Source organism: Rathayibacter sp. AY1E8 (assembly GCF_002931415.1).
Classification (GTDB): Bacteria; Actinomycetota; Actinomycetes; order Actinomycetales; family Microbacteriaceae; genus Rathayibacter.
In genome coordinates this window covers 1-19591 of sequence record NZ_PSVI01000016.1, presented here as the reverse complement: position 1 = coordinate 19591, position 19591 = coordinate 1, and the positions used below count along the sequence as shown (strand labels likewise).

Genomic DNA, 19591 nt, shown 5'->3' with positions numbered 1-19591 from the left:
GGTGCCGGGACGGAGCCATCGTGCAGAAGAAGACGAAGATCATCGCCGGGATCGCCGGAGCGGTCGTGCTGATCGGAGCCGGGACGGGCATCGCCTACGCCGCGATCGACGGCTTCGAGGGATCCGACTCCCTCACCGGCAGCGACCTGGACCGCGCGAGCGAGGCCGCGCTCGCCGAGATCGGCGGCGGGACCGTCACCTCGGCCGAGCGCGACGACGACGGCGCCACCGGCTACGAGCTGGACCTGACCGACCGCGACGGCCTCGAGTACGAGGTGCGCCTCGACGACTCCTTCGCCGTCGTGTCCGTCGACCCCGACGACCGCGCCCTCCAGGCCGGCTCGGGCGACGACGGCGTGCCTGCCGGCGACCCGACGGCGGCCGCCGTGGACCCGGACGACCTCACCGGCGACGACCTCGCCCGCGCGAGCGAGGCGGCGCTGGGCGCCGTCGGCTCCGGGACCGTCACCGAGGCCGAGCGCAGCGACGACGCCGACCACGCCTTCGAGGTGGAGGTCACCCGCGAGGACGGCACGGACGTGGACGTCGAGCTCGACGCCGCGTTCGCCGTGCTCTCGACCCAGGAATAGCGCTCTAGCGGCCGCCGGGGCCCTTCGCGGCCCCGGGTGCGGCACCGCTGCCCGCGGGGGCGCCGACGCCGGTCGCCGCACCGCGAGCGCCGGGGCCGTTGCCGTTGCCGTTGCCGTTGCCGTTGCCGTTGCCGTTGCCGTTGCCGTTGCCGGGAGCGTTCCCGCTGTTCCCGGGTGCGTCGCCGCTGTTCCCCGGAGCGTCCCCGCTGTTCCCCGGAGCGTCCTCGCCGGGAGCGGCCGGGGTCTCCTCCGCGGGCTCCTCCGGCTCGGTCGGCGTCTCCTCCGGCTCCGACTCCTCGGGCGAGGGGGCGGGGTCGTCCTCGGTCTCGACGGGGGCCGGCGTGTCCTCCGGCTCCTCCTCGACCGGGGTCGTCTCCTCGGGAGCCGGGGCGGTCGTCTCGGCCGGCGCCGGCTCCGGGGCTCCCGCGATCAGGGCCTCGAGGTCGCCGCGGACGACGTCGACCTGCGCCTGCACCGTCGCTGCGCGGTCGGAGCTGACGGATCCCTCGGCGAGCGCGGCGTCGAGCGCCGACTGCAGCGAGGCGAGCTCGGTGAGAGCGCCCTGGTAGTCGTCGGCCGAGGCCTTCTCGGCGACGGCCACCACCGCGTCGTCGAGGGTCTGGGCGGTGCCCTCGTCGATGCCCTGCGGCGCGGAGGAGCATCCGCTCAGCAGCAGGACCGAGGCGAGCACGGCGCCGGCGGCGCGCAGTCGGAGGCCCCTCACGAGCGGATGCTCTCGCGCAGCTGACGGAGGTGGTCGCCCAGCTCGCCGTCCACCTGCGGCAGAGGCGACTGGGGACCGTCGATCAGGATGATCGCGAGCCCGACGGCGACCGCGACCAGCGCGAGCACCAGCACGATCAGCCACGGGCTCGGGCCGCGGCGCTGCGGAGGGGCGGCCGCGGGGCGGAGCGGAGCCGTGCGCGGCGACGGAGCGGTCTGCGGCGCCGGAGCGGTCCGCGGTGCCGGTGCGATCCGCTCGGTCGCGGTGAAGCGCTGCGTCGGAGCGATCGCCTCCGTGGCCGGGTAGGCATCAGCCGCGAGCCGGCGGGTCGGGTCGAGCGCCTCCGTCCGCGTGATCGGCTCGGTCTCGGCGAGCGGCTCCGTCGACATCACCCGGGTGGCGGGGACGTCGGGGACGATGATGGCCGCCGGCGGGGAGTCGCGCCGCGGATCGATCAGGCGGCGTGCCGACTCCGCCACCTGGAGCGCGGCGGGACGCTCGCCGGGCTCGCGCCGCGTCATCGAGGTCAGGAGCGAGGTCCAGCCGCTGCCGAGCGACTCCGAGACCTCGGGGTCGCGGAGCAGGCGGGCGAGCGTGACCTCGATCGCCGAGCCCGTGAACGGGCGGCGGCCGGTCAGCGACTCCAGGAGCACCAGGCCGAGGGAGTAGATGTCGCTCGCCGAGGTGACCGGGTCTCCGTGCGCCTGCTCGGGGCTGAGGTAGGCGGCGGTGCCGATGAGGGTGCCCGGCGCGGTGATCCGCGTCGCGTCGATGAGGGAGGCGATGCCGAAGTCGGCCAGCTTCGGGCGGAACTCGCGGCTGGTCAGCGGGCTCGGGACGAGCAGCACGTTCGACGGCTTCACGTCGCGGTGCACGACTCCGGCCGCGTGGACCGTGTGCAGGGCCTCGCCGAGGTCGCCCGCCATCGAGGCGACGTCGTTCGGCGCGACCGGGCCCTCGGCGAGCCGCTCGGACAGGCTCGGGCCCTCGGCGAGCTCCATCACCATGTAGGCCTGGCCGTTGGTGTCGTCGCCGCCGTCGTGCGCGTCGTAGAGGGTGACGAGGGCGGGGTGGTTGAGCGCCGCGAGCAGCCGGATCTCGGACGCCTTGCGCTGCAGGTCCTGCGCGTCGTCGATGCCGGGGGCGAACATCTTCAGCGCGACGGAGCGGCCGAGGACGCCGTCTCGCGCCCGGTAGACCGTGGCCATGCCGCCGCGGCCGATGAGCTCCTCGATCGTGTACCGGCCGTCGACCGTCGTCCCGACGATGCGGGTGTCGCCTGTCCGGTGGGATGCCACGGGTCCTCCTCGCGGTCGGCGGCGGGTGTGCCGCGCCCCCCGGTGCGACCGTCGACCCAGGGTAGTACGTCGACCCTGCACGCCGCCCTCCCCCGGCCGGGCTGTCAAGCGGGTGCCCCCGCGCGCGCCCCGACGTAGCGTCGGAGGTCCCGACGAAAGGCGACGACATGGACCAGGACCGCACGGAGCAGGACGACCAGGGCTCGACCATCGGCAAGCCGGACGGGGCGGCGCCCGCTACCTCCTCCGAGAGCGAGACCATCGAGAAGGACATCTCGGAGTCGCCCGGCAGCGAGCGCGAGACCGAGGCCAAGCAGGATTCGGACCCGGCGGAGAGCCGCACCGAGGTCTCCGGCTCGGCCGAGGTGAAGGCCGTGCCCGGCACGGGCGGCCCGGACGACGTGGGCGACGTCGAGGTCGACCCCGACGAGGTCTCGCTGAACGGCAAGCCGTTCCCGGGTCACGCCGGCACGAAGTAGGACGCCCGGGAGGGGCGGGGCCGCGGCTCCGCCCCTCCCGTGCTCTCCGGTCCACCCACCACCGGTCGTCCGCCCTCGCCCGGAGGTTCCGCGGACCGCGCGGATCGTCCCGCGCCTGTCAGGCGAGCGGCGTCAGGCGACCGGCGTCAGCAGGCCCGGGTCGCGGCGGTCGACGGTGCGGGAGTTGTTCACGCGGCGGTCGACCGGGTGGGCCGTGACGGTCGAGGCCATCGCGACGGACGCCCGGTCGAGGGTGGCGAGCATCTCCTCGGCGGAGGCGAGCGGAGCCGGGTCGAGCCAGGCGTCGCGCACGTCGGGCGTGAGGAACACGGGCATCCGGTCGTGCACCTCGCCGGAGGCGTCGCGCGCCTCGCGGGTGATGATCGTGAAGGAGACGCGCCAGTCGTCGCCCTCCTTGCGGGCCGTGTAGAGGCCGGCCGCGGCGAGGATCGGCTCCTCGCCCTGCAGGAACCAGGGCTGCTTGCCGTCGGCGCGGGTCTCCCACTCGTAGTACCCGCGCATCGGCACGATCGCGCGCTGCTTGGCGAACGCCCCGCGGAACAGGCCGTTCGTCGCGACCGACTCGAGGCGCGCGTTGATCGGCGAGGGCCCCCTGCCCTTCGACCAGGACGGGGTGAAGCCCCAGGACGCGAGCTCGAGCTCGCGCTCCCGCTCGCCGTCGTGGAGCCGCTCGCGGACGATCGGCGCGACGTCGGTGGGAGCGACGCTGTAGTCGGGCGCCCAGTCCTCGGCGCGCCCGCCCGCGGCGACGAACTCGCGGATCAGCTCATCGGTCTCGGAGTCCATCGCGAAGCGGCCGCACATGCGGGACAGGCTACGCCGCACCTCCGACGCCGCGCGAGGCGCCCGGTCCGACCACCCGGGACTTCGCGGACCAGAAGCGCATCAGCGCGCCGGCGAGGATCGAGCCCAGCGCGCCGGCGGCGAGGTCGCCGAGCGTGTCCTCGTAGCCGACGAAGATCGAGGAGTCGATGAAGCGGTGCCCCGCCCACTCGCCCCACTCCCACAGGACGCCCGCCGTCGTCCCGAAGCAGGCGCAGAGCACGACCGCCGGGAGCAGCGGCCCGCGATCGCCCGCGACCGCCGGCACGACTCCGGCCCGCGCGGCGACGATGTAGGCCACCGCGGCGATCAGCCCGTTGAGCACGCAGTGCACGACCAGGTCCCACTGCGGCCAGGCCTCGTAGAGGCCGAGGACGCTGCTCCAGGACGCCACGAGCAGCGCGAGCCCGAAGAGGGCGTCGAGCGCCGGACGGATGCCGAGGAAGCGCGGCAGCACCAGCCCGATCGCCGCGAGCGCGAGCACCGCCACGTCGACCAGGTCCCAGCCGATCGCGGCCGCCACGATGCTCGCCGCTCCGATCGCGCGGATGCCGTCGGCCGTCCACTCCCCGCGGGTGCGCGGGGGCTCGAGGAAGGTCTCGACGAGGGCGGAGCCGCTCACGGCTTCGTGAAGCGCAGCACGGCCTGGACCGGCTCGTGGTCGGAGGGCGCCGCTCCCCCGTAGCGGACGGCGTTGATCCCCGCGGAGACGACCTCGAAGGCGCCCTCGCTGACGAGCAGCCAGTCGATCCGCTTGCCCGGCGCCGGCGCGCGGTAGTTCGAGAAGGTGCTCCACGAGTGGGTGAGGTGCTTCTCCGCCGTCTCCCATGCGTCCGCGAGGCGGCCCTCCTCGAGGATCGTCCGGTAGGGGACGGTGTCGACGTCGGTGTTGGTGTCGCCCATCACGATCGCGGGGCGTCCGAGCTCGAGGACGCGGCGGGCGATCAGCTCGGCGGAGCGCTGGCGCGAGCGCCGCGAGATGTGGTCGAAGTGGGTCGAGACCACGGTGAGCTCGCGGCTGGTCGCGTGATCGGTCAGCTCCGCGATCACGGCGGTGCGCGGGATGCGGTTGCCCCAGCTGCGCGAGCCGGCGACGTCCGGGGTGTCCGAGAGGGCGATCTGGGTCCAGTGCCGGACGGCGTAGCGGCTGCGGTCGACGAAGAGCATCACGCGCTCGCCGCCGCGGTCCGCGTCCCGGCCGAAGCCCATCGCCTCGAAGGAGGAGCCCAGCGCCTCGTGCACGGCGGCCGACTGGTCCGGCAGCGCCTCCTGCACGGCGAGGATCGAGGGGCGCTCCTGCTCCAGCACCCGCTGGACGAGCGGGCGGCGCCGGTCCCACTGGTCGACGGCGCGGGAGGTGAGGCGCGGCATCCGCCGGCGGATGTTGTAGGTCATCACGTGCAGATCGGGCGCCTCGGTCGGGCCGATCAGAGGCGTCGCGTCGGTCATCACTCCACCCTACGGGGGCGGATCGAGGTGCCACGGAGGCTTGCGGTGACCGCTCCCGGCCGCTCTACTTCGGACATGCCCCTCTCCCAGGACCTCACCGCCCTCGCCGACGAGCGCTTCGTCTCGCTCACCACGTTCCGGAAGTCCGGGGACGCCGTCTCGACCCCGGTCTGGATCGCCCGCGACGGCCACGAGCTGATCGTCACCACTCCCCGCCGCAGCGGCAAGGTGAAGCGCCTCCGCAACGACGCGCGGGTGACCCTCGTCCCGTGCGACCGCCGCGGCCGCGTCTCCGACTACGCGGTGCCGGTCGAGGCCGCCGCGGAGATCGACGCCGACCCCGGCGAGGTCGAGCGCCTGGGCCGCGTGTTCCTGGCGAAGTACCGGCTCGAGTACCGCGTGTTCCTCCTGATCGAGGGCCTGGTCACCCGCGCCGACCGCACCCGCGTGATGCTCCGCGTCTCCGACCGCTGACCCGCACCGCCCTACACCCCCGGAGGCTCCCGCCGGAAGGCCTGGGGGCCGCCGGACCCGGGGTCTACCGTGGGGCGATCGCCGGTGCCCCTGCGCGCTTCCCGCGTGCGCTCCGGCGGCAGTCAGAAGGAGCACGCAATGAGCATCGGAGCAGGGATCTTCCTCCTCGTCGTCGGCGCGGTCCTCGCCTTCGCGGTGGACGTGCAGGTGTCCGGAATCGACCTGAAGCTGGTCGGCTACATCCTCATGGCGGCCGGAGCGGTCGGCCTGATCCTCGGGCTGGTCCTGCTGACGCGCCGCCGCCAGGCCGTCTCGACCACGCGCTCGGCCGTCGACCCGGCCAGCGGCGAGCAGGTCACCCGCCGCTCGAGCGAGAGCGACGGCCCGCTGATCTGATCGGCGGAACGACGAAGGGCGGGACCTCGCGGTCCCGCCCTTCGTCGTTCACGGCCCTACTCGGCGGGCTCGTCCGGCTCGCCGCCGGAGACGGTGTCGGTGTCGCCGCCACCGGAGGAGGTGTCCGTCCCGGTGCCGTCGGGGAGGTCCTCGGTCTTCTCGGTGTCCTCACCCGTGGTGCGGTCGGTGCTCATGGCGCTCTCCCTTCGCGTCGGCGACCTGCCGACCCTCCCACTCTGCTCCGCCCGCGCCTCGCGGGGCAGGGGGTAGCGGAGGCGGAGGCCGGCGTGGAAGGCGCCTACTCCTCGACGACGATCGTGGTGATGACCGGGTTCCGGCGGTGGCGGCGGGTCAGCCAGCGGCCGAGGGTGCGCGTGATCAGCGCCTCCATGGCCTCGAGCTCGACCGGCTTGCCCGCGGCCTGCAGGACGGCGTCGTCGATCGCCTTGCTCGCGTTGGCCTTCCAGCCCGGCTCCTCGACGAAGCCGCGGGTGAAGAACTCGACCGGCTCGCCGAGCGTGCCGCGGTCGAGGTCGGCGATGGCGAGGACCGTGATGGCCCCCTCCTCGGCGAGGACGATGCGGTCGTTCATCGCGTCCTCGGTGGCGACGCCCATCGTGGTGCCGTCGACCAGGATCTGGTCGGCCGGGATGCGCCCGCTGATGCGCGAGCGGCCCTTCACCAGGTCGATCGAGACGCCGTCCTCGATGACGAAGACGTCCTTCTCGTCGATCCCGGTGCGCGTCGCGATCGCCGCGTTCGCGGTGAGGTGGCGCCACTCGCCGTGCACGGGGAGCACCGCGGTGGGGCGCAGGATGTTGTAGCAGTAGGCGAGCTCGCCCGCGCTGGCGTGACCCGAGACGTGCACCTTGGCGTTGCCCTTGTGCACGACCGTGGCGCCCCAGCGGGTGAAGGCGTTGATGATCCGGTAGATCGCGTTCTCGTTGCCGGGGATCAGCGAGCTGGCCAGCAGCACGGTGTCGCCGGGGCCGATGTCGATGATGTGGTCCTTGTTGGCCATGCGCGAGAGCGCCGCCATCGGCTCGCCCTGCGAACCGGTGCAGATCATCACGATCTCGGTCGCGGGGAGCTTCTCGAGCACCTTCATGTCGACGACGAGGCCGGCCGGGATCTTGAGGTAGCCCAGGTCGGCGGCGATGCCCATGTTGCGGACCATCGAGCGGCCGACGAAGGCGACCTTGCGGCCGTGGCGCTGCGCGGCGTCGAGGACCTGCTGGATGCGGTGCACGTGGCTCGCGAAGCTGGACACGACGATGCGGCGCGGCGCGGTGCGGAACACCTGGTCGATCGCGGGGGCGAGGTCGCCCTCCGAGATCGCGAAGCCGGGGACGTCGGCGTTCGTGGAGTCGACCAGGAACAGGTCGACTCCCTCGTCGCCGAGGCGCGCGAAGCCGGGGAGGTCGGTGGTGCGCCCGTCGAGCGGGAACTGGTCCATCTTGAAGTCGCCCGTGTGCAGCACGAGGCCGGCCTCGGTGCGGATCGCGACGGCGAGCCCGTCCGGGATGGAGTGGTTCACGGCGAGGAACTCGAGGTCGAAGACGCCGGCGTCGATCCGGTCGCCCTCCTTCACCGGGCGCGTGCGCGGCGTGATGCGGTGCTCCTGCAGCTTCGCGCTGATCAGCGCGAGGGTGAAGGTCGAGGCGATGATCGGGATGTCGCCGCGCTCCTTGAGGAGGTAGGGCACGCCGCCGATGTGGTCCTCGTGGCCGTGGGTGAGGACGATGGCCTCGATGTCCTTCAGGCGCGAGCGGATCGCGGCGAAGTCGGGGAGGATCACGTCGATGCCGGGCTGGTTCTCCTCGGGGAAGAGGACGCCGCAGTCGACGATGAGCAGCTTGCCCTTGTGCTCGAAGACGGTCATGTTGCGGCCGATCTCGCCGAGGCCGCCGAGCGGAGTGATCCGCATGGCGCCCTTCTCGAGGGGCTTGGGCTTGGGGAGCTCGAGGTGGTGGCGGGCGGGCTTGGCGGTTCTGGCGTTTCTCATGCGGTTCTTCCGGGAGGGAGTGGCTGGACGCGGGCGCGCGGCGCAGGGTCCGACCGCGCGCCCGGTCGGGCCGCGGTGATGTGTCGCTCCGGCGCTGTGAGCGCTGTCGGGAGCGGGTGGAGGTGTGCGGGACGGGTCCGGGCGGGGCCGCTCTCAGCGGGCGGTGCCGTCCGTGCGGCGCGCTCTCGCGCACCGACCGTCCCGTACATCCTGCCAGCGTTCCCTGGGTCGCGGGTCCAGGAGGCGGGATCCGGGCCTCGCAGGCGCTCAGGCGCGTGCGTCCTCGACCTCTCGCCGACCCACCGCGTCCTGGCGGCTGCGGAGGAGCTGGCGGCCTGGCGCGCGTGACGGGCGCCGTTCGATGGCTTTACTGCGCTTCACTCGATCTGGATAAAGCACAGTAAGACTCCTGAACCGGCCCGTATGGATGCCGTCGACAATCCCTACACGCCGAACGCGGGAGCGCGACCGGAGATCCTCATCGGCAGAGACGAGCAGACCCAGGCGTTCCGCACCCTGCTGACGCGCCTGTGACGGGGCCGCACGAACCAGTCGATGATCATCACGGGGCTGCGGGGCGTCGGAAAGACATTCCTTCTCAACAGCTTCCGGACGATCGCCCAGGAGGAGAACGGGGAAGTGATCGAGTTCGAGGCGGTCAAGCACGACGAGGGCCGGTTCCGCCAGGTGCTGGCATCCCAGCTCAAGGCGGCACTCCTCCGCCTGTCTCCCCGCGCGAGATGGACCGACCGCGGGAGGCACGCCGCCGCGGTCTTGAGCGCCTTCGCGGTGTCTGTCGGAGCGGACGGCGTGTGGTCCATCGAATGGGATGTACCGCCGGCAGAAGGAGTGGCCGATCATCGGGATCTCGGACTGGACCTGACGGACGTCCTCGTCGCCGTGGGTGAAGCGGCGGCCGAGCAGGGCGAGGGGATCGTCCTGCTCATCGACGAGGTCCAGTTCCTCGACTCACCGCAGCTCGAAGCGCTCATCCAAGCCATCCACAAGACCGTGCAGCGGAGCCTCCCCGTCACGTTCGTCGGTGCCGGTCTTCCGCAGATCGCCGAGCTGGTGGGCGATGCGAGATCGTACGCCGAGCGGCTCTTCACCTTTCCGCGGATCGACTCGCTCGATCACGACGAAGCGGTAGCGGCTCTCCGAGAGCCGGCAGCGGCCGAGGGCGCGGTCTACGACGACGACGCTGTTGAACTCGCAGTCGAGATCACGACCGGATACCCCTCTTTCATCCAGGAACTGGGCTACCACGTCTGGACGGTGGCTGAGAACGATCGCATCCACCGGGAGGACGTCGAACTGGCGAGGGAGGCCTACGAGGCGAAGCTGGACAGCTCCTTCTTCCGCGTGCGACTCGATCGGGCGAGTCCACTTCAGACCGCGTACATGCGAGCCATGGCGGAGCTCGGACCAGAGCCCCAGAAAGCGGGCGACGTCGCGGCGCTTCTGGAGCGCGCGTCCACTCAGCTCGGATCGGTCCGCGCGGAGCTGATCGGGATATGGCTCCTGTTCACTCCCGAGCACGGGTACGCCGCGTTCACTGTTCCGGACTTCGACCGGTTCATGAAGCGTGCAGTCCCCGTCTTGGAGGTGCCTCCCGTCGTGAGCCGGGGAGCCCGTCGAGCACCCGCCACCGAGGTCTGAGCCAGGCCGCACCCGTTCACGGCCGCCCGGCGTCAGGACTCGTCGGCCTCGAAGCGCAGGGACCGGTCGGCCACCGGCAGCCCGGAGTCGCGCACGGCGGCCTCGATCGCGGCGTGCCCGCCGTCGGGCGCGACGATCCGCAGGCCGTCCTCGGTCGCCCAGTAGGCGGTGACGCCGTGCTCCTCGACGAGGGTCGTGAGCAGCGCGGCGGTCCGCTCCTGCTCGCCGGGACCGACGGTGATCGCGGCCCAGGGACCGGAGATCTCGACCGGGGCGCCCCGCTCCGCGCCCGCAGCGTCCCGCAGGTCCTCCGCCGCCCGGACGATCGGGAGCAGCGCGGGCAGCCCGCCGGAGACGTCCTCGAAGGAGTCGAGGGCGAAGGCCCCCTCGCGGAGCGACGCGTGCAGCTCCAGGCCGCGGCCGAGGCCGTCGATCCGCTCGAGCAGGGCCGACGCGTCGACAGCGGGAGCGGGGCACGCGGCGGTCGGCTCCTCCGCGCCCGCGAAGGAGAGGGTGTTCCCGCCTGCGGACGTCGCCCGGAACGACCACAGCACCGGATCCGCGTACTCGGTCGCGCAGGCCGTCGCGAGGGCGTCGGCGAGCGCCGGCTCCTCGACCGCGACCCCGACCCAGGAGGTCGGCGGGCCGAACGCCGGCGCCTCGACCCAGCGCTCGGCGCCATCGAGGGAGACTCCGGGCACCGCGGCGACCTCGCTCGTCAGACGGTCGAAGCCGGCGTCGGGCCGTGCGAACGGCGTCTCGTCGATCGTCCAGACGAGGAGCGTCAGCCCGCCGGCGGCGAGGGCCGCGGCGAGGACGCCGGCGACGGGGAGGAGGAGGCGACGGGACACGCCCCCATCCTCGCTCCCCTCCTCCGCGGCGTCACGTGGACATCGGGTGAACGGACGGTGCGTCGGCGACGCCGGCTCCCGCCTCGATCGAGCGCATCATCCGGGTGTTCACGGGCGACGGGTGGACCGAGTCGACCCGGACGCCGGTGCCCGCGACCTCGAGGGCCGCGCTCCTGGTGAGCCCGGCGACCCCGCGCTTCGAGGCGACGGAGGGGCTGAGGCCCGGGGCGCCGTCGAGCCCGGCGACGGAGGAAGTGGTGATCACGCTGCCCCGCCCCTGCTCGATCATCCGCGGCAGCACGGAACGGAGCCGGTGCCGACCCGCTCCCAGCACGCTGGGCGGCCGCCGGCCGCCTGCCACGGGGGTCGACCTCCGCGGGGGTCAGGGGTTACCGGCGCAGTCCCGAGACGAGCGCGAGGAGCCCGTCCATCGACTCGACGACGAGGGGCGGGAGGTCGCCGCGCTCGGCGACGAAGGCGATCGGGGTGGTCGCGACGACGTGCCCGGCGAGCTCGCCGTCGACGTGCACGACCAGGAGGCCCGCCCCCTCGGCCTCGGGGGTGCCTACCACGACCTCCCGCTCGCCGAGGAAGCCGGTGCGCGGTTCCCTCCGGGCGGTGCGGATCCACGCGGGCAGCGGCTCCTCGGCGACGTACCTCGAGAGCGCGTCCTCGAGCGACGGGCAGGTCACGTCCTCCTGCGGCAGCCCGAGGCGGTGCGCCTCGAAGCCGCCGTCGACCGGCGTGATGAAGCCGAGCACGGCCTCCGGCTCCCGCGGGTCCTCGGTGCGGGCGCGGACCCGCCAGCCGTCGTCGCCGACCGGGTCGAGCTCCACGTCGTCGACGGTCGCGGGCAGTGCTGTGCGGATCACGGGTGGTCCTTCCTCGAGGGACCGTCCAGTCCACCGGACGGCGGAGGGCGCGTCACCGGGGTTGACGACGGTCGCACCACCCGCATCGAGCACGCCCGCTCCGGACGCGTCCGACTGCTCCCGCTCCGGCACAAGGCCCAGCGCGCGGGCCGCCGTCTCCGCTTGACTGGGGGCGACGCGCCGACCCTCGGCGCACCCGGGAGGCGACATGGCGAACCACCGTTTCGAGCTGCGGTCCGGCCGCGGGATGGGCGTCTCGGCGGCGGGCGATCCCGTCGCCGACCGGCTGGTGGTGTTCTGCCACCCCACTCCCGGAGCGGGCGGCTTCGACCCCGACCCGACCGTCACCGGTCCGTGGGGTCTGCACCTGCTGATCCTCGACCGCCCCGGCTACGGCGCCTCGGACCCGGTCGACGCCGCTCACGGCCGCGTCGAGGACCGCGCGGACGACCTCGCCGAGTACCTGCGCCGCTCCGAGCGCACAGCCCGCATGGTCGAGGGCGCCCGCTTCGGCAGCGTCGGCGTGGTCGGCTGGGGCTCCGGCGGCGCGTTCGCGCTCTCGCTCGCGGCCCGGCACCCCGACCTCGTGGACCGCCTCGCGCTGGTCGGCACCCCCGCGCCCCCGCAGGCCGGCGTGATCGTGCACCCCACCAGCGCGTGGGAGCGGCGCGAGACCCTCCGCGGGGAGGACGCCGACGCGATCGCCGCCGCCCTCCCGCAGACGCAGCCGGGCCTGGACGCGCTCGGGATCGACTCCGACGACCCGGTGCTCGCCACCCACGGCGGACTGCGCAACCGGCTGGAGCGGATGCTCGCCGAGGGCTGGCGGCAGGGCCCGAGCGGCGCCGCGACCGATCTCGCGGCGCTCCGCGACGGCTCCTGGGCCGACGACCTCGACCGGGTGACCGCCGAGACGCTCCTGGTCCACGGCGATGCGGACCCGGTGGCGAGCGCCGAGGACGGCCGCTGGTACCGCGGCCGCCTCGCCCGTGCCCGCACCGTGACGGTCGACGGGGCCGGCCGGCTGGCGCTGGTGCGCGAGTGGCGCCGGATCCTCGACCACGTCGCTCCGCTCGAGCGCGGGGCGGAGGGCCGATGAGCCGGCTGGGCGCGGGCCCGCTCGTGCTCGTGTCGGCGATGGCGGTCTCGGGAGTCGTGCACCTGGTGCACCCGCGGACCTTCGACGCGGTCGTCCCGCGAGGGATGCCCGGCTCGGCGCGCGGATGGGTCCTCGTCTCGGGAGCGGCGGAGCTGGTCTGCGCGGCCGCGACGCTGCACCCGCGGACCCGCGCGGCCGGCGGTCTCGCCTCCGCCGCCCTGATGGCCGCCGTCCTCCCCGGCAACGTGCAGATGGCGCGGGACGCCCGTCGGCCTCGGACCCGGGTGATCACGCTGCTGCGCCTCCCGCTCCAGATCCCGCTCGTGCTCTGGGGTCTTCAGGCGGCACGCAGCCGCTGACGCAAGCCCGCGCGTGCGCGGATCGCCCGCTGCTACCGTCCAGGCATGACCGACCAGAGCGCGGACGACCGCCACGACCAGCTGACCAGCGCCCCGAAGGCGACGGAGGCCGACGCGGCCCCGCGCATCGAGGTCTCCACCACCGAGGCCGGCGACACCCGCATCGACATCCGCGAGGACGCCGCCGTGCGTCCGGGCCGTGTCGACGAGAACGGCGACGAGCTCGACGAGAGCCGCGACGATGCCTGAGCGCCGCCGTGCCGCCCTCGTCTACAACCCCGTCAAGGTCGACCTGGAGTCCGTGAAGGCCGCTGTGAAGCGCGCCGAGGAGGCCGCCGGCTGGGAGGAGACGCTCTGGTACGAGACCTCCGTCGAGGACCCCGGAGCCGGTCAGACGAAGGAGGCCCTCGCCGCGGGCGCCGACGTCGTGATCGCGGCCGGCGGCGACGGGACGGTCCGCGTCGTGGCGGAGGCCCTCCGCGGCTCCGACGCCTCGCTCGCGCTGCTGCCCTCCGGCACCGGCAACCTGCTCGCCCGCAACCTGAACCTCACGCTCGACGACATCGACAACTCCCTGACCGTCGCGTTCTCCGGACAGGATCGCGCGATCGACGTCGGGATGATCGACATCGAGACCTCCACGGGCCGCGACCGCCACGCCTACGTCGTGATGGCGGGCCTCGGGATCGACGCGAAGATGCTCGCCAACACCGACGACGACCTCAAGAAGCGCGCCGGCTGGCTCGCCTACGTGGACGCGCTGCGGAAGGCCCTGCTCGACAAGAACCAGCTCGAGTTCCGCTACCGCCTCGACGGCTCCAAGACCCGCAAGGTGCGCGCGCACACGATCATCGTGGGCAACTGCGGCGCCCTGCCGGCGAACATCCTCCTGCTGCCGGACGCGGCCGTCGACGACGGCGAGTTCGACATCGTCCTGCTGCGCCCCGAGGGCTTCTTCGGCTGGGTGCAGATCATCTTCAAGGTGGTGTGGGAGAACGGCGTGCTCCGCCGCAGCGGCGTCGTCGGCAAGAAGCTGATGGGCCTGACCAAGGAGGTGTCGGCCCTGCGGTACGTGAAGGGCCGCGACCTCACGGTCCGCCTCGAGCACGCGCAGGAGATCGAGCTCGACGGCGATCCGTTCGGCTCGACCTCGGCGTTCCGCACCTGGATCGAGCCCGGCGGGCTGACGGTGCGCGTCCCGGCGTAGCGCCGGCGGCGGCCGGGCGGATCCGCCCGGTCCGCCTCCCGCCGGGAGAGAGGATCGTCATCCCTCCCGGCGGAGGCGACTGCTCCGAGCAGGGCGGCGCAGTGCGGCTTCGGGTACCGCACCCCATGCACCTGCATGAACACGGCGACTGTAGTGCGGAATCCGTCGCCGCCGCAACGATCCGCGGGGCTCCGGCGGCTCGAATGGGTAATTCCACCGTGCGATGCTCCGTGGCAGCGACGGATTCCGCAGCTGACTCGCCCCGGCAGGAGCGTCATCGCCCGTCCGTCGATCGACGAGGCTTCTCCTCGGCACGGTGCCGACACGCGCACGAAACGCCCGCCCGCTAGCGTGCGGACATGACATTCCGTGCGTCAGCCGCGCTCAGCGCGCTCGTGGCCTCCTCCCTCCTCCTCGCACCCGCCGCCATCGCCTCCCCCGCCGCCCGCGCGGGCGCCGTCGACGGGGGCACCAGCGCCGGCGATCCGTACTTCCCCGGCCTCGGCAGCAGCGGCTTCGACGCCCTCACCTACAGCCTCGTCCTGAAGTACGATCCGGCGACCCGGGCCCTCGGCGGCAGGGCCGTGGTCACCCTCGCGCCCCAGAAGGACCTGCGCTCGCTCTCCTTCGACCTGACCGGCCTCACCGTCTCGAAGGTCACCGTCAACGCCGGGGGCGCCCGGTTCTCGCAGTCGGGGGACGAGCTGACCGTCACGCCCGCCCGGACCCTCCGGAAGGGCCTGCCCGCGCTGGTGAGCATCGACTACGCCGGGACCACCGGGAACCCCGTCGACGGCACCGGGGCCCCCTTCGGCTGGTGGTCGACGGACGACGGCGCCCTGGTCGCCAGCGAGCCGGACGGCGCCTCGACCTGGTACCCCGTCAACGACTCGCCCGCCGACAAGGCGCGCTACACCTTCAGCATCACGGTCCCGGAGGGCCGGACGGTGGTCGCGAACGGCCTGCCGGTCGGCTCCCCCACCACGTCGAAGGGGTGGACGACCTCCCGCTGGGTCGAGACCAGCCCGATGGCGAGCTACCTCGCCATGGTGAACATCGGCGACTACGACCTGGTCCGCTCCACCCAGGGCGGCGTGACGACCATCGACGCGATCGACCGGGACATCACCGGCGACACCCGCGCCCGCACCGAGGCGGCCCTCGCGAAGCAGGGCGCGATCATCGACTACTTCTCCTCCGTCTTCGGCCCGTACCCGTTCCGCTCGGCCGGAGCCGTGGTCGACGACGAGCGGATCGGCTACGCCCTCGAGACCCAGGGCCGCTCGTTCTACTCCGGCGGCGCGGACGAGTCGACCGTCGCGCACGAGACCGCGCACCAGTGGTACGGCGACAGCGTCACGCCGGAGACCTGGTCCGACATCTGGCTGAACGAGGGCTTCGCGACCTACGCCGAGTGGCTCTGGGAGGAGCACACCGGCGGCGCGAGCGTCACCGAGTCCGCCGCCCGGGTCGCCGCCGCTCCCGCCGACGACCCGTTCTGGTCGACCGCCGTCGCCGACCCCGGAGCTGGGGGCCTCTTCGACGCGCCCGTCTACGCCCGCGGCGGCCTGACCCTCGTCGCCCTCCGCGACCGGATCGGCGCGGACGCGTTCGGCGTGCTGCTGAAGCGCTGGGCCTCCGAGAACCGCTACTCGAACGCGACGACCGCCGACTTCCAGGCCCTGGCCGAGAACGTCTCCGGCTCCGACCTGGCGGACTTCTTCGACACCTGGCTGCGCACGCCGGAGAAGCCCGCCGGTCTCTGAACCCCGGATCGCCGCGGCGCGGGCGGGGTGTCAAGGAGGGACGGCAGGTCGGCCCGAGCCGATACCGTCCCTCCATGGGCTTCTTCGACCGCAACGACTCCTCGACCAGCGCCGCCGCGCCGCAGCCGAGCGCACCCGATCCGCAGCGGCGGGTCTGGAGCGACGGCCTCGGCCGGTTCGCCACCCGCTGCCTCCAGGTGGTCATCGTCCTCCTGCTGGCCTCGGTGCTCGTCTTCGCGATGACGCAGCTCACGCTGGTGCTCATCCCCGTGATGATCGCGCTCATCCTCGCCGCGGCGATCCACCCGGTCCTGGCGTGGATGCGGCGCAAGGGCGTGCCGTCGATCCTCGCGACCTGGCTGGCGCTGATCGGGCTGCTCGCGATCCTCGGCGCGGTCGGCTGGCTGATCACGGTCGCGGTCCGCAACCAGTGGGACGAGCTGGTCAGCAGCGCCTCCGACGGCATCACCTCGCTGCAGGACTACGTGCAGCACCTGCCTTTCCAGATCACCGACGAGCAGATCGAGTCCGCCCGCCAGTCGGTCGTCGACTTCCTCACCTCCAGCTCGTTCGGCAACGGCGCGCTCGCGGGCGTCTCCGCAGCGGCGAACTTCATCACCGGCCTCGTGCTGATGATCGTGGTGCTCTTCTTCTTCATGAAGGACGGCCCGAAGATCTGGGAGTTCCTCCTGCGCCCCTTCACCGGCTCGGGCTACGAGCGCGCCAAGCGCGTCGGGCACAAGACGGTCGACGTGCTGGGCGGCTACGTCCGCGGAACGGCGACCGTCGCCGCGGTCGACGCGATCGGCATCGGAGTCGCACTGGCGATCATCCAGGTGCCGCTGGCGATCCCGCTGGCCGTCATCGTCTTCCTCACCGCGTTCATCCCGATCGTCGGAGCCACGGCCGCCGGCATCCTCGCCGCTCTCGTCGCCCTGGTCGCCAACGGCCCGGTCGCCGCGCTGATCGTGATCCTGGTCGTCATCGGGGTCAACCAGCTCGAGGGCAACTTCCTCCAGCCGGTCGTGATGGCGCGCTCGCTGAAGCTGCACCCGCTGATCGTCCTGATCGCCCTGACCGTGGGCACCGTCCTCGCCGGCATCGTCGGCGCCGTGCTGGCCGTGCCGATCGCGGCCGTCGTCTGGGGCATCGTCTCGATCTGGAACGGACCCTCCGACCCCGCCGAGCCCGCGCGGCAGAAGCGCGCCGAGACGGTCTAGGCCCCCGGGATCGTCGAGCGCGCGCCTAGCGCTCGACGATCCCGTCGCGCAGCGCCTGCCGGCGGAGCGAGATCTTCGTGCCGACGGCCAGCCCCTCCGCCCGGTACTTGCCCCGGGCGCTGCGCAGCGAGCTCCGTGCGGCGTCCTGGGTGATGCCGAGGAGCGTGGCGACCTGCTTCAGCGGCATCCCGTCGACGAAGAGGCGGACGATCTCCCGCTCGCGGTGCGTCAGGGTGCCCGGGCGGTCGGCCCCGAGCAGCTCCCGCGTCTGCGCCGTCAGGAAGCGCTCGTCGCGCGCCGCCGCTCGGATCGCCGCGAGGATCGTCTCGGTCCGCTCGCTCTTGACCACGTAGCCGTGCGCCCCGGCCTCGAGCGCCCGGTTGATCGTCCCCGGCTCGGAGTGCGTGCTGATGATGATCGTGGCGGCGCCGGCGGCCGCGATGATCCGGATCTTCATGGCGAGGTCGAGCTCGTCGCCGAGGTCGATGTCGAGCAGCACCACGTCGGTCGGGAAGGCCGGGTGCGCGAGCAGGTCCGTCCAGGTGCCGGCCGTCGCCGCCACGCGGATGTCCGTGCCCGAGCGGCGGATCCACTCCGCCAGCGCCGCCAGCAGGATCGGGTGGTCGTCGAGGATGGCCAGCGTGATCGCGGGCTCGTCGCTCATGTCGTCGTCCTCCTCCGGGGCCGGTGGGCGACGAGGATCCTCGTCGCGCCGTGGTCGGTCGTCGTGCGGTACTCGCCGAGCTCGCTGAGGATGCCCCAGACCGAGCGGTCGAGGTCGCGGGTGCGGATGCCCGCGGCGACCAGGGCGAGCTCCACCCCGCCGCCCTGGCCCGGCTCCAGACGGACGGCGAGCGGAGCCCTCCCCGCGGGGGCGGTGAGCAGCCAGAGCACCGAGAGCAGCCGCGAGCGGTCGAGCGGGGCCAGCAGCGCCGCGGCCCCGCTCGGATCGTCGATCGCGACAGCGGAGGACAGCAGCGCCGACTCCTCCACCGCGATCCTCAGCCAGGTGCGGTCGTGGCTGCGGGCGAGCGCCTCGCGGAGCTCGTCTCCGAGCACCCGCGCCCGCTCGCCCAGCTCCTCGTCCAGCGGCACCGGCGTCCGGACCCGTTCGAGGAGCTCCTCGATGCGGGCGTCCACCTGCGAGAACTCGTCGTCCGCGGCGTGGACGGTGCTGTCGGCCAGGCTCCGGTCGAGCGTGCGCCGCACGTACTGGTCGAGCGCGGTCAGCACGACGACGCACACGGCCGCCGGCGCGGTGGCGAGGAGGACGTTGCCCACCGCGAGGGCGGCGCCTCCGTCGCCGAGCAGCGCCTGGCCGACGAGTCCGAGCGCCGCGAGCGCGACCAGGACCACGAGGGCGAGGAACGAGCGCGAGAGCGGCTGGAAGGTGATCAGCGCGATCACGCCCGCGCCCACTCCCACGCAGACCGACGGGTAGTACATCGGTGCCGGAGTGGGCAGCGCGTGGTCGGCGAACTCGAGCAGCAGCGCGATCACGTCGACGCCGAGGACGCCCGCGAAGGCCCAGCGCGGCAGCTCGCCGTGGCGGCGCAGGGCGATCGCGGCCCCCGCCGCGCTCGCGGCGATCACGAGCAGCCAGGAGAGACCGCTCACCCAGGTCGCGGACCGGGCGTCGAGGGACCAGAGGTACGAGATCAGTCCGCGGATGTCGAGCATCACCGCCATGGTGAGGAAGCCCAGCCCGAGGTAGCTCCCGCTCAGGCGGTTCGGCCGCGTCAGGCGCTCGCGGATGCTCCACAGCGCTCCGGGGCTCCGATCCGCCGCGCGGACCAGCTCGAGGAGCGTCCCGTCCTCCGGCCCCTCCTCCTGCCGCGTCCCGCTCACAGCGGCACGCTCAGCAGCGGCACGCTCAGCAGCACGGTCGCGCCGGATCCCGGCGCCGAGAAGACCCGGACCGTGCCGCCCACCGCCTCGACGCGGCCGACGACGGACTCCGCGAGGCCCAGGCGCCCCGGCGGCACCGCGGCCGAATCGAAGCCGCGCCCCTCGTCCGTGACGACGACGCGGAGCGAGCCCGCCTCCTCCGCGACGCTCACGTGCGCCAGCGCTGCCCCGGAGTGACGGCGCACGTTCTCGAGGCACTCCCCGGTCGCGCGCACCAGGGCGTCGAGCACCTCCGCACGGATCCGCGGCTGGGCACCGCCGTGCCAGCGCACCTCGACGCCGACCTCCGCCGACCGCCGACCGAGCGCGGCGAGCGGCTCGGGCAGCCGGACGCCGGAGGCCGGCTCCGGCTCGTCCACCGCCTCCACACCGCGCAGGAGCGCGAGGTCGGC

At 73.4% G+C, this 19591-nt stretch carries 23 protein-coding genes and 1 pseudogene; 11 read left to right on the top strand and 13 right to left on the bottom strand.

Annotated features, from left to right (window positions below; all coding sequences use genetic code 11):
• Positions 1–20: 20 nt before the first annotated feature.
• Positions 21–590, top strand: a complete 570-nt coding sequence (locus tag C5C74_RS06645) for a PepSY domain-containing protein (RefSeq protein WP_104351198.1) — start codon at positions 21–23, stop codon at positions 588–590.
• 4 nt (positions 591–594) lie between these two features.
• Here C5C74_RS06645 and C5C74_RS17335 read toward each other — a convergent pair whose 3' ends face one another.
• Entirely contained in the window at positions 595–1314 is a 720-nt protein-coding gene (locus C5C74_RS17335; RefSeq protein WP_181134660.1) for a hypothetical protein, read from the bottom strand.
• Positions 1311–2612, bottom strand: a complete 1302-nt coding sequence (locus tag C5C74_RS06635) for a serine/threonine-protein kinase (protein WP_104246942.1) — start codon at positions 2610–2612, stop codon at positions 1311–1313. The genes C5C74_RS17335 and C5C74_RS06635 overlap by 4 nt, the downstream gene beginning before the upstream one ends.
• A gap of 167 nt (positions 2613–2779) precedes the next feature.
• Between C5C74_RS06635 and C5C74_RS06630 the strand changes: the two genes are divergently transcribed.
• Positions 2780–3091, top strand: coding sequence for a hypothetical protein (locus C5C74_RS06630; protein WP_104222919.1), 312 nt, complete (start codon positions 2780–2782; stop codon positions 3089–3091).
• Between the two features lie 132 nt (positions 3092–3223).
• On the opposite strand, the gene C5C74_RS06625 is transcribed toward C5C74_RS06630, so the two are convergent.
• Genes C5C74_RS06625 through C5C74_RS06615 form a run of 3 tightly spaced genes read right to left on the bottom strand, consistent with a single transcriptional unit; the run spans position 3224 to position 5383 of the window.
• Positions 3224–3916, bottom strand: a complete 693-nt coding sequence (locus tag C5C74_RS06625) for an SOS response-associated peptidase (protein WP_104226115.1) — start codon at positions 3914–3916, stop codon at positions 3224–3226.
• Between the two features lie 10 nt (positions 3917–3926).
• A complete protein-coding gene (locus tag C5C74_RS06620) occupies positions 3927–4556 on the bottom strand; it encodes a hypothetical protein (protein WP_104226114.1) in 630 nt (209 codons plus the stop codon).
• The gene (locus tag C5C74_RS06615; RefSeq protein ID WP_104249931.1) at positions 4553–5383 is read right to left on the bottom strand and encodes an endonuclease/exonuclease/phosphatase family protein; all 831 of its coding nucleotides are present in this window, start codon (positions 5381–5383) and stop codon (positions 4553–4555) included. The genes C5C74_RS06620 and C5C74_RS06615 overlap by 4 nt, the downstream gene beginning before the upstream one ends.
• 75 nt (positions 5384–5458) lie before the next feature.
• On the opposite strand from C5C74_RS06615, the gene C5C74_RS06610 reads away from it, so the two are divergent.
• Both C5C74_RS06610 and C5C74_RS06605 read left to right on the top strand, forming a co-directional pair.
• The gene (locus C5C74_RS06610) at positions 5459–5857 is read left to right on the top strand and encodes a PPOX class F420-dependent oxidoreductase (RefSeq protein WP_104246944.1); all 399 of its coding nucleotides are present in this window, start codon (positions 5459–5461) and stop codon (positions 5855–5857) included.
• A gap of 138 nt (positions 5858–5995) precedes the next feature.
• Positions 5996–6253: a DUF6458 family protein gene (locus C5C74_RS06605; RefSeq protein WP_104222924.1), complete on the top strand. Its 258-nt coding sequence runs from the start codon at positions 5996–5998 to the stop codon at positions 6251–6253.
• Positions 6254–6309: 56 nt separating this feature from the next.
• Here the strand turns inward: C5C74_RS06605 and C5C74_RS17330 are convergent, their stop codons facing one another.
• On the bottom strand, positions 6310–6447 hold the full coding sequence (locus tag C5C74_RS17330) for a hypothetical protein (protein WP_159940924.1): 138 nt from the start codon (positions 6445–6447) through the stop codon (positions 6310–6312).
• Positions 6448–6551: 104 nt separating this feature from the next.
• On the bottom strand, positions 6552–8258 hold the full coding sequence (locus C5C74_RS06600) for a ribonuclease J (RefSeq protein ID WP_104222925.1): 1707 nt from the start codon (positions 8256–8258) through the stop codon (positions 6552–6554).
• Between the two features lie 549 nt (positions 8259–8807).
• On the opposite strand from C5C74_RS06600, the pseudogene C5C74_RS06595 reads away from it, so the two are divergent.
• Positions 8808–9917, top strand: a pseudogene (locus C5C74_RS06595) (ATP-binding protein); the annotation flags it as partial.
• A gap of 32 nt (positions 9918–9949) precedes the next feature.
• Here C5C74_RS06595 and C5C74_RS06590 read toward each other — a convergent pair.
• The 3 genes from C5C74_RS06590 to C5C74_RS06580 all read right to left on the bottom strand — a co-directional run bounded on the left by C5C74_RS06590 (position 9950) and on the right by C5C74_RS06580 (position 11640).
• Positions 9950–10768: a hypothetical protein gene (locus C5C74_RS06590; protein WP_104323656.1), complete on the bottom strand. Its 819-nt coding sequence runs from the start codon at positions 10766–10768 to the stop codon at positions 9950–9952.
• A gap of 31 nt (positions 10769–10799) precedes the next feature.
• Positions 10800–11069: an SDR family NAD(P)-dependent oxidoreductase gene (locus C5C74_RS06585; protein ID WP_258064113.1), complete on the bottom strand. Its 270-nt coding sequence runs from the start codon at positions 11067–11069 to the stop codon at positions 10800–10802.
• 88 nt (positions 11070–11157) lie between these two features.
• On the bottom strand, positions 11158–11640 hold the full coding sequence (locus tag C5C74_RS06580) for a hypothetical protein (RefSeq protein WP_104351197.1): 483 nt from the start codon (positions 11638–11640) through the stop codon (positions 11158–11160).
• 208 nt (positions 11641–11848) lie between these two features.
• Between C5C74_RS06580 and C5C74_RS06575 the strand changes: the two genes are divergently transcribed.
• The 6 genes from C5C74_RS06575 (at position 11849) to C5C74_RS06550 (ending at position 17291) form a co-directional block, all read left to right on the top strand.
• Positions 11849–12739, top strand: a complete 891-nt coding sequence (locus tag C5C74_RS06575) for an alpha/beta fold hydrolase (protein ID WP_104222928.1) — start codon at positions 11849–11851, stop codon at positions 12737–12739.
• Positions 12736–13098 (top strand): hypothetical protein, encoded by a 363-nt coding sequence (locus tag C5C74_RS06570; protein ID WP_104222929.1) that lies wholly within the window; start codon positions 12736–12738, stop codon positions 13096–13098. Before C5C74_RS06575 ends, C5C74_RS06570 begins: the two co-directional genes overlap by 4 nt.
• A gap of 45 nt (positions 13099–13143) precedes the next feature.
• Entirely contained in the window at positions 13144–13347 is a 204-nt protein-coding gene (locus C5C74_RS06565) for a multidrug transporter (RefSeq protein ID WP_104222930.1), read from the top strand.
• A complete protein-coding gene (locus C5C74_RS06560) occupies positions 13340–14305 on the top strand; it encodes a diacylglycerol kinase family protein (protein ID WP_104222931.1) in 966 nt (321 codons plus the stop codon). Before C5C74_RS06565 ends, C5C74_RS06560 begins: the two co-directional genes overlap by 8 nt.
• Before the next feature lie 359 nt (positions 14306–14664).
• Entirely contained in the window at positions 14665–16071 is a 1407-nt protein-coding gene (locus tag C5C74_RS06555; RefSeq protein ID WP_104351196.1) for a M1 family metallopeptidase, read from the top strand.
• A 74-nt stretch (positions 16072–16145) separates the two neighbouring features.
• Positions 16146–17291, top strand: a complete 1146-nt coding sequence (locus C5C74_RS06550) for an AI-2E family transporter (RefSeq protein WP_104226105.1) — start codon at positions 16146–16148, stop codon at positions 17289–17291.
• 25 nt (positions 17292–17316) lie between these two features.
• Here the strand turns inward: C5C74_RS06550 and C5C74_RS06545 are convergent, their stop codons facing one another.
• The 3 genes from C5C74_RS06545 to C5C74_RS17325 form a co-directional block, all read right to left on the bottom strand.
• Complete coding sequence (locus C5C74_RS06545; RefSeq protein WP_104287829.1) at positions 17317–17955, bottom strand: response regulator; 639 nt, start codon at positions 17953–17955, stop codon at positions 17317–17319.
• Complete coding sequence (locus tag C5C74_RS06540) at positions 17952–19139, bottom strand: hypothetical protein (RefSeq protein ID WP_104351195.1); 1188 nt, start codon at positions 19137–19139, stop codon at positions 17952–17954. Before C5C74_RS06540 ends, C5C74_RS06545 begins: the two co-directional genes overlap by 4 nt.
• The coding region (locus tag C5C74_RS17325) for a sensor histidine kinase (protein ID WP_374953501.1) at positions 19136–19591 on the bottom strand (456 nt) is incomplete at its 5' end. The genes C5C74_RS06540 and C5C74_RS17325, both read right to left, overlap by 4 nt.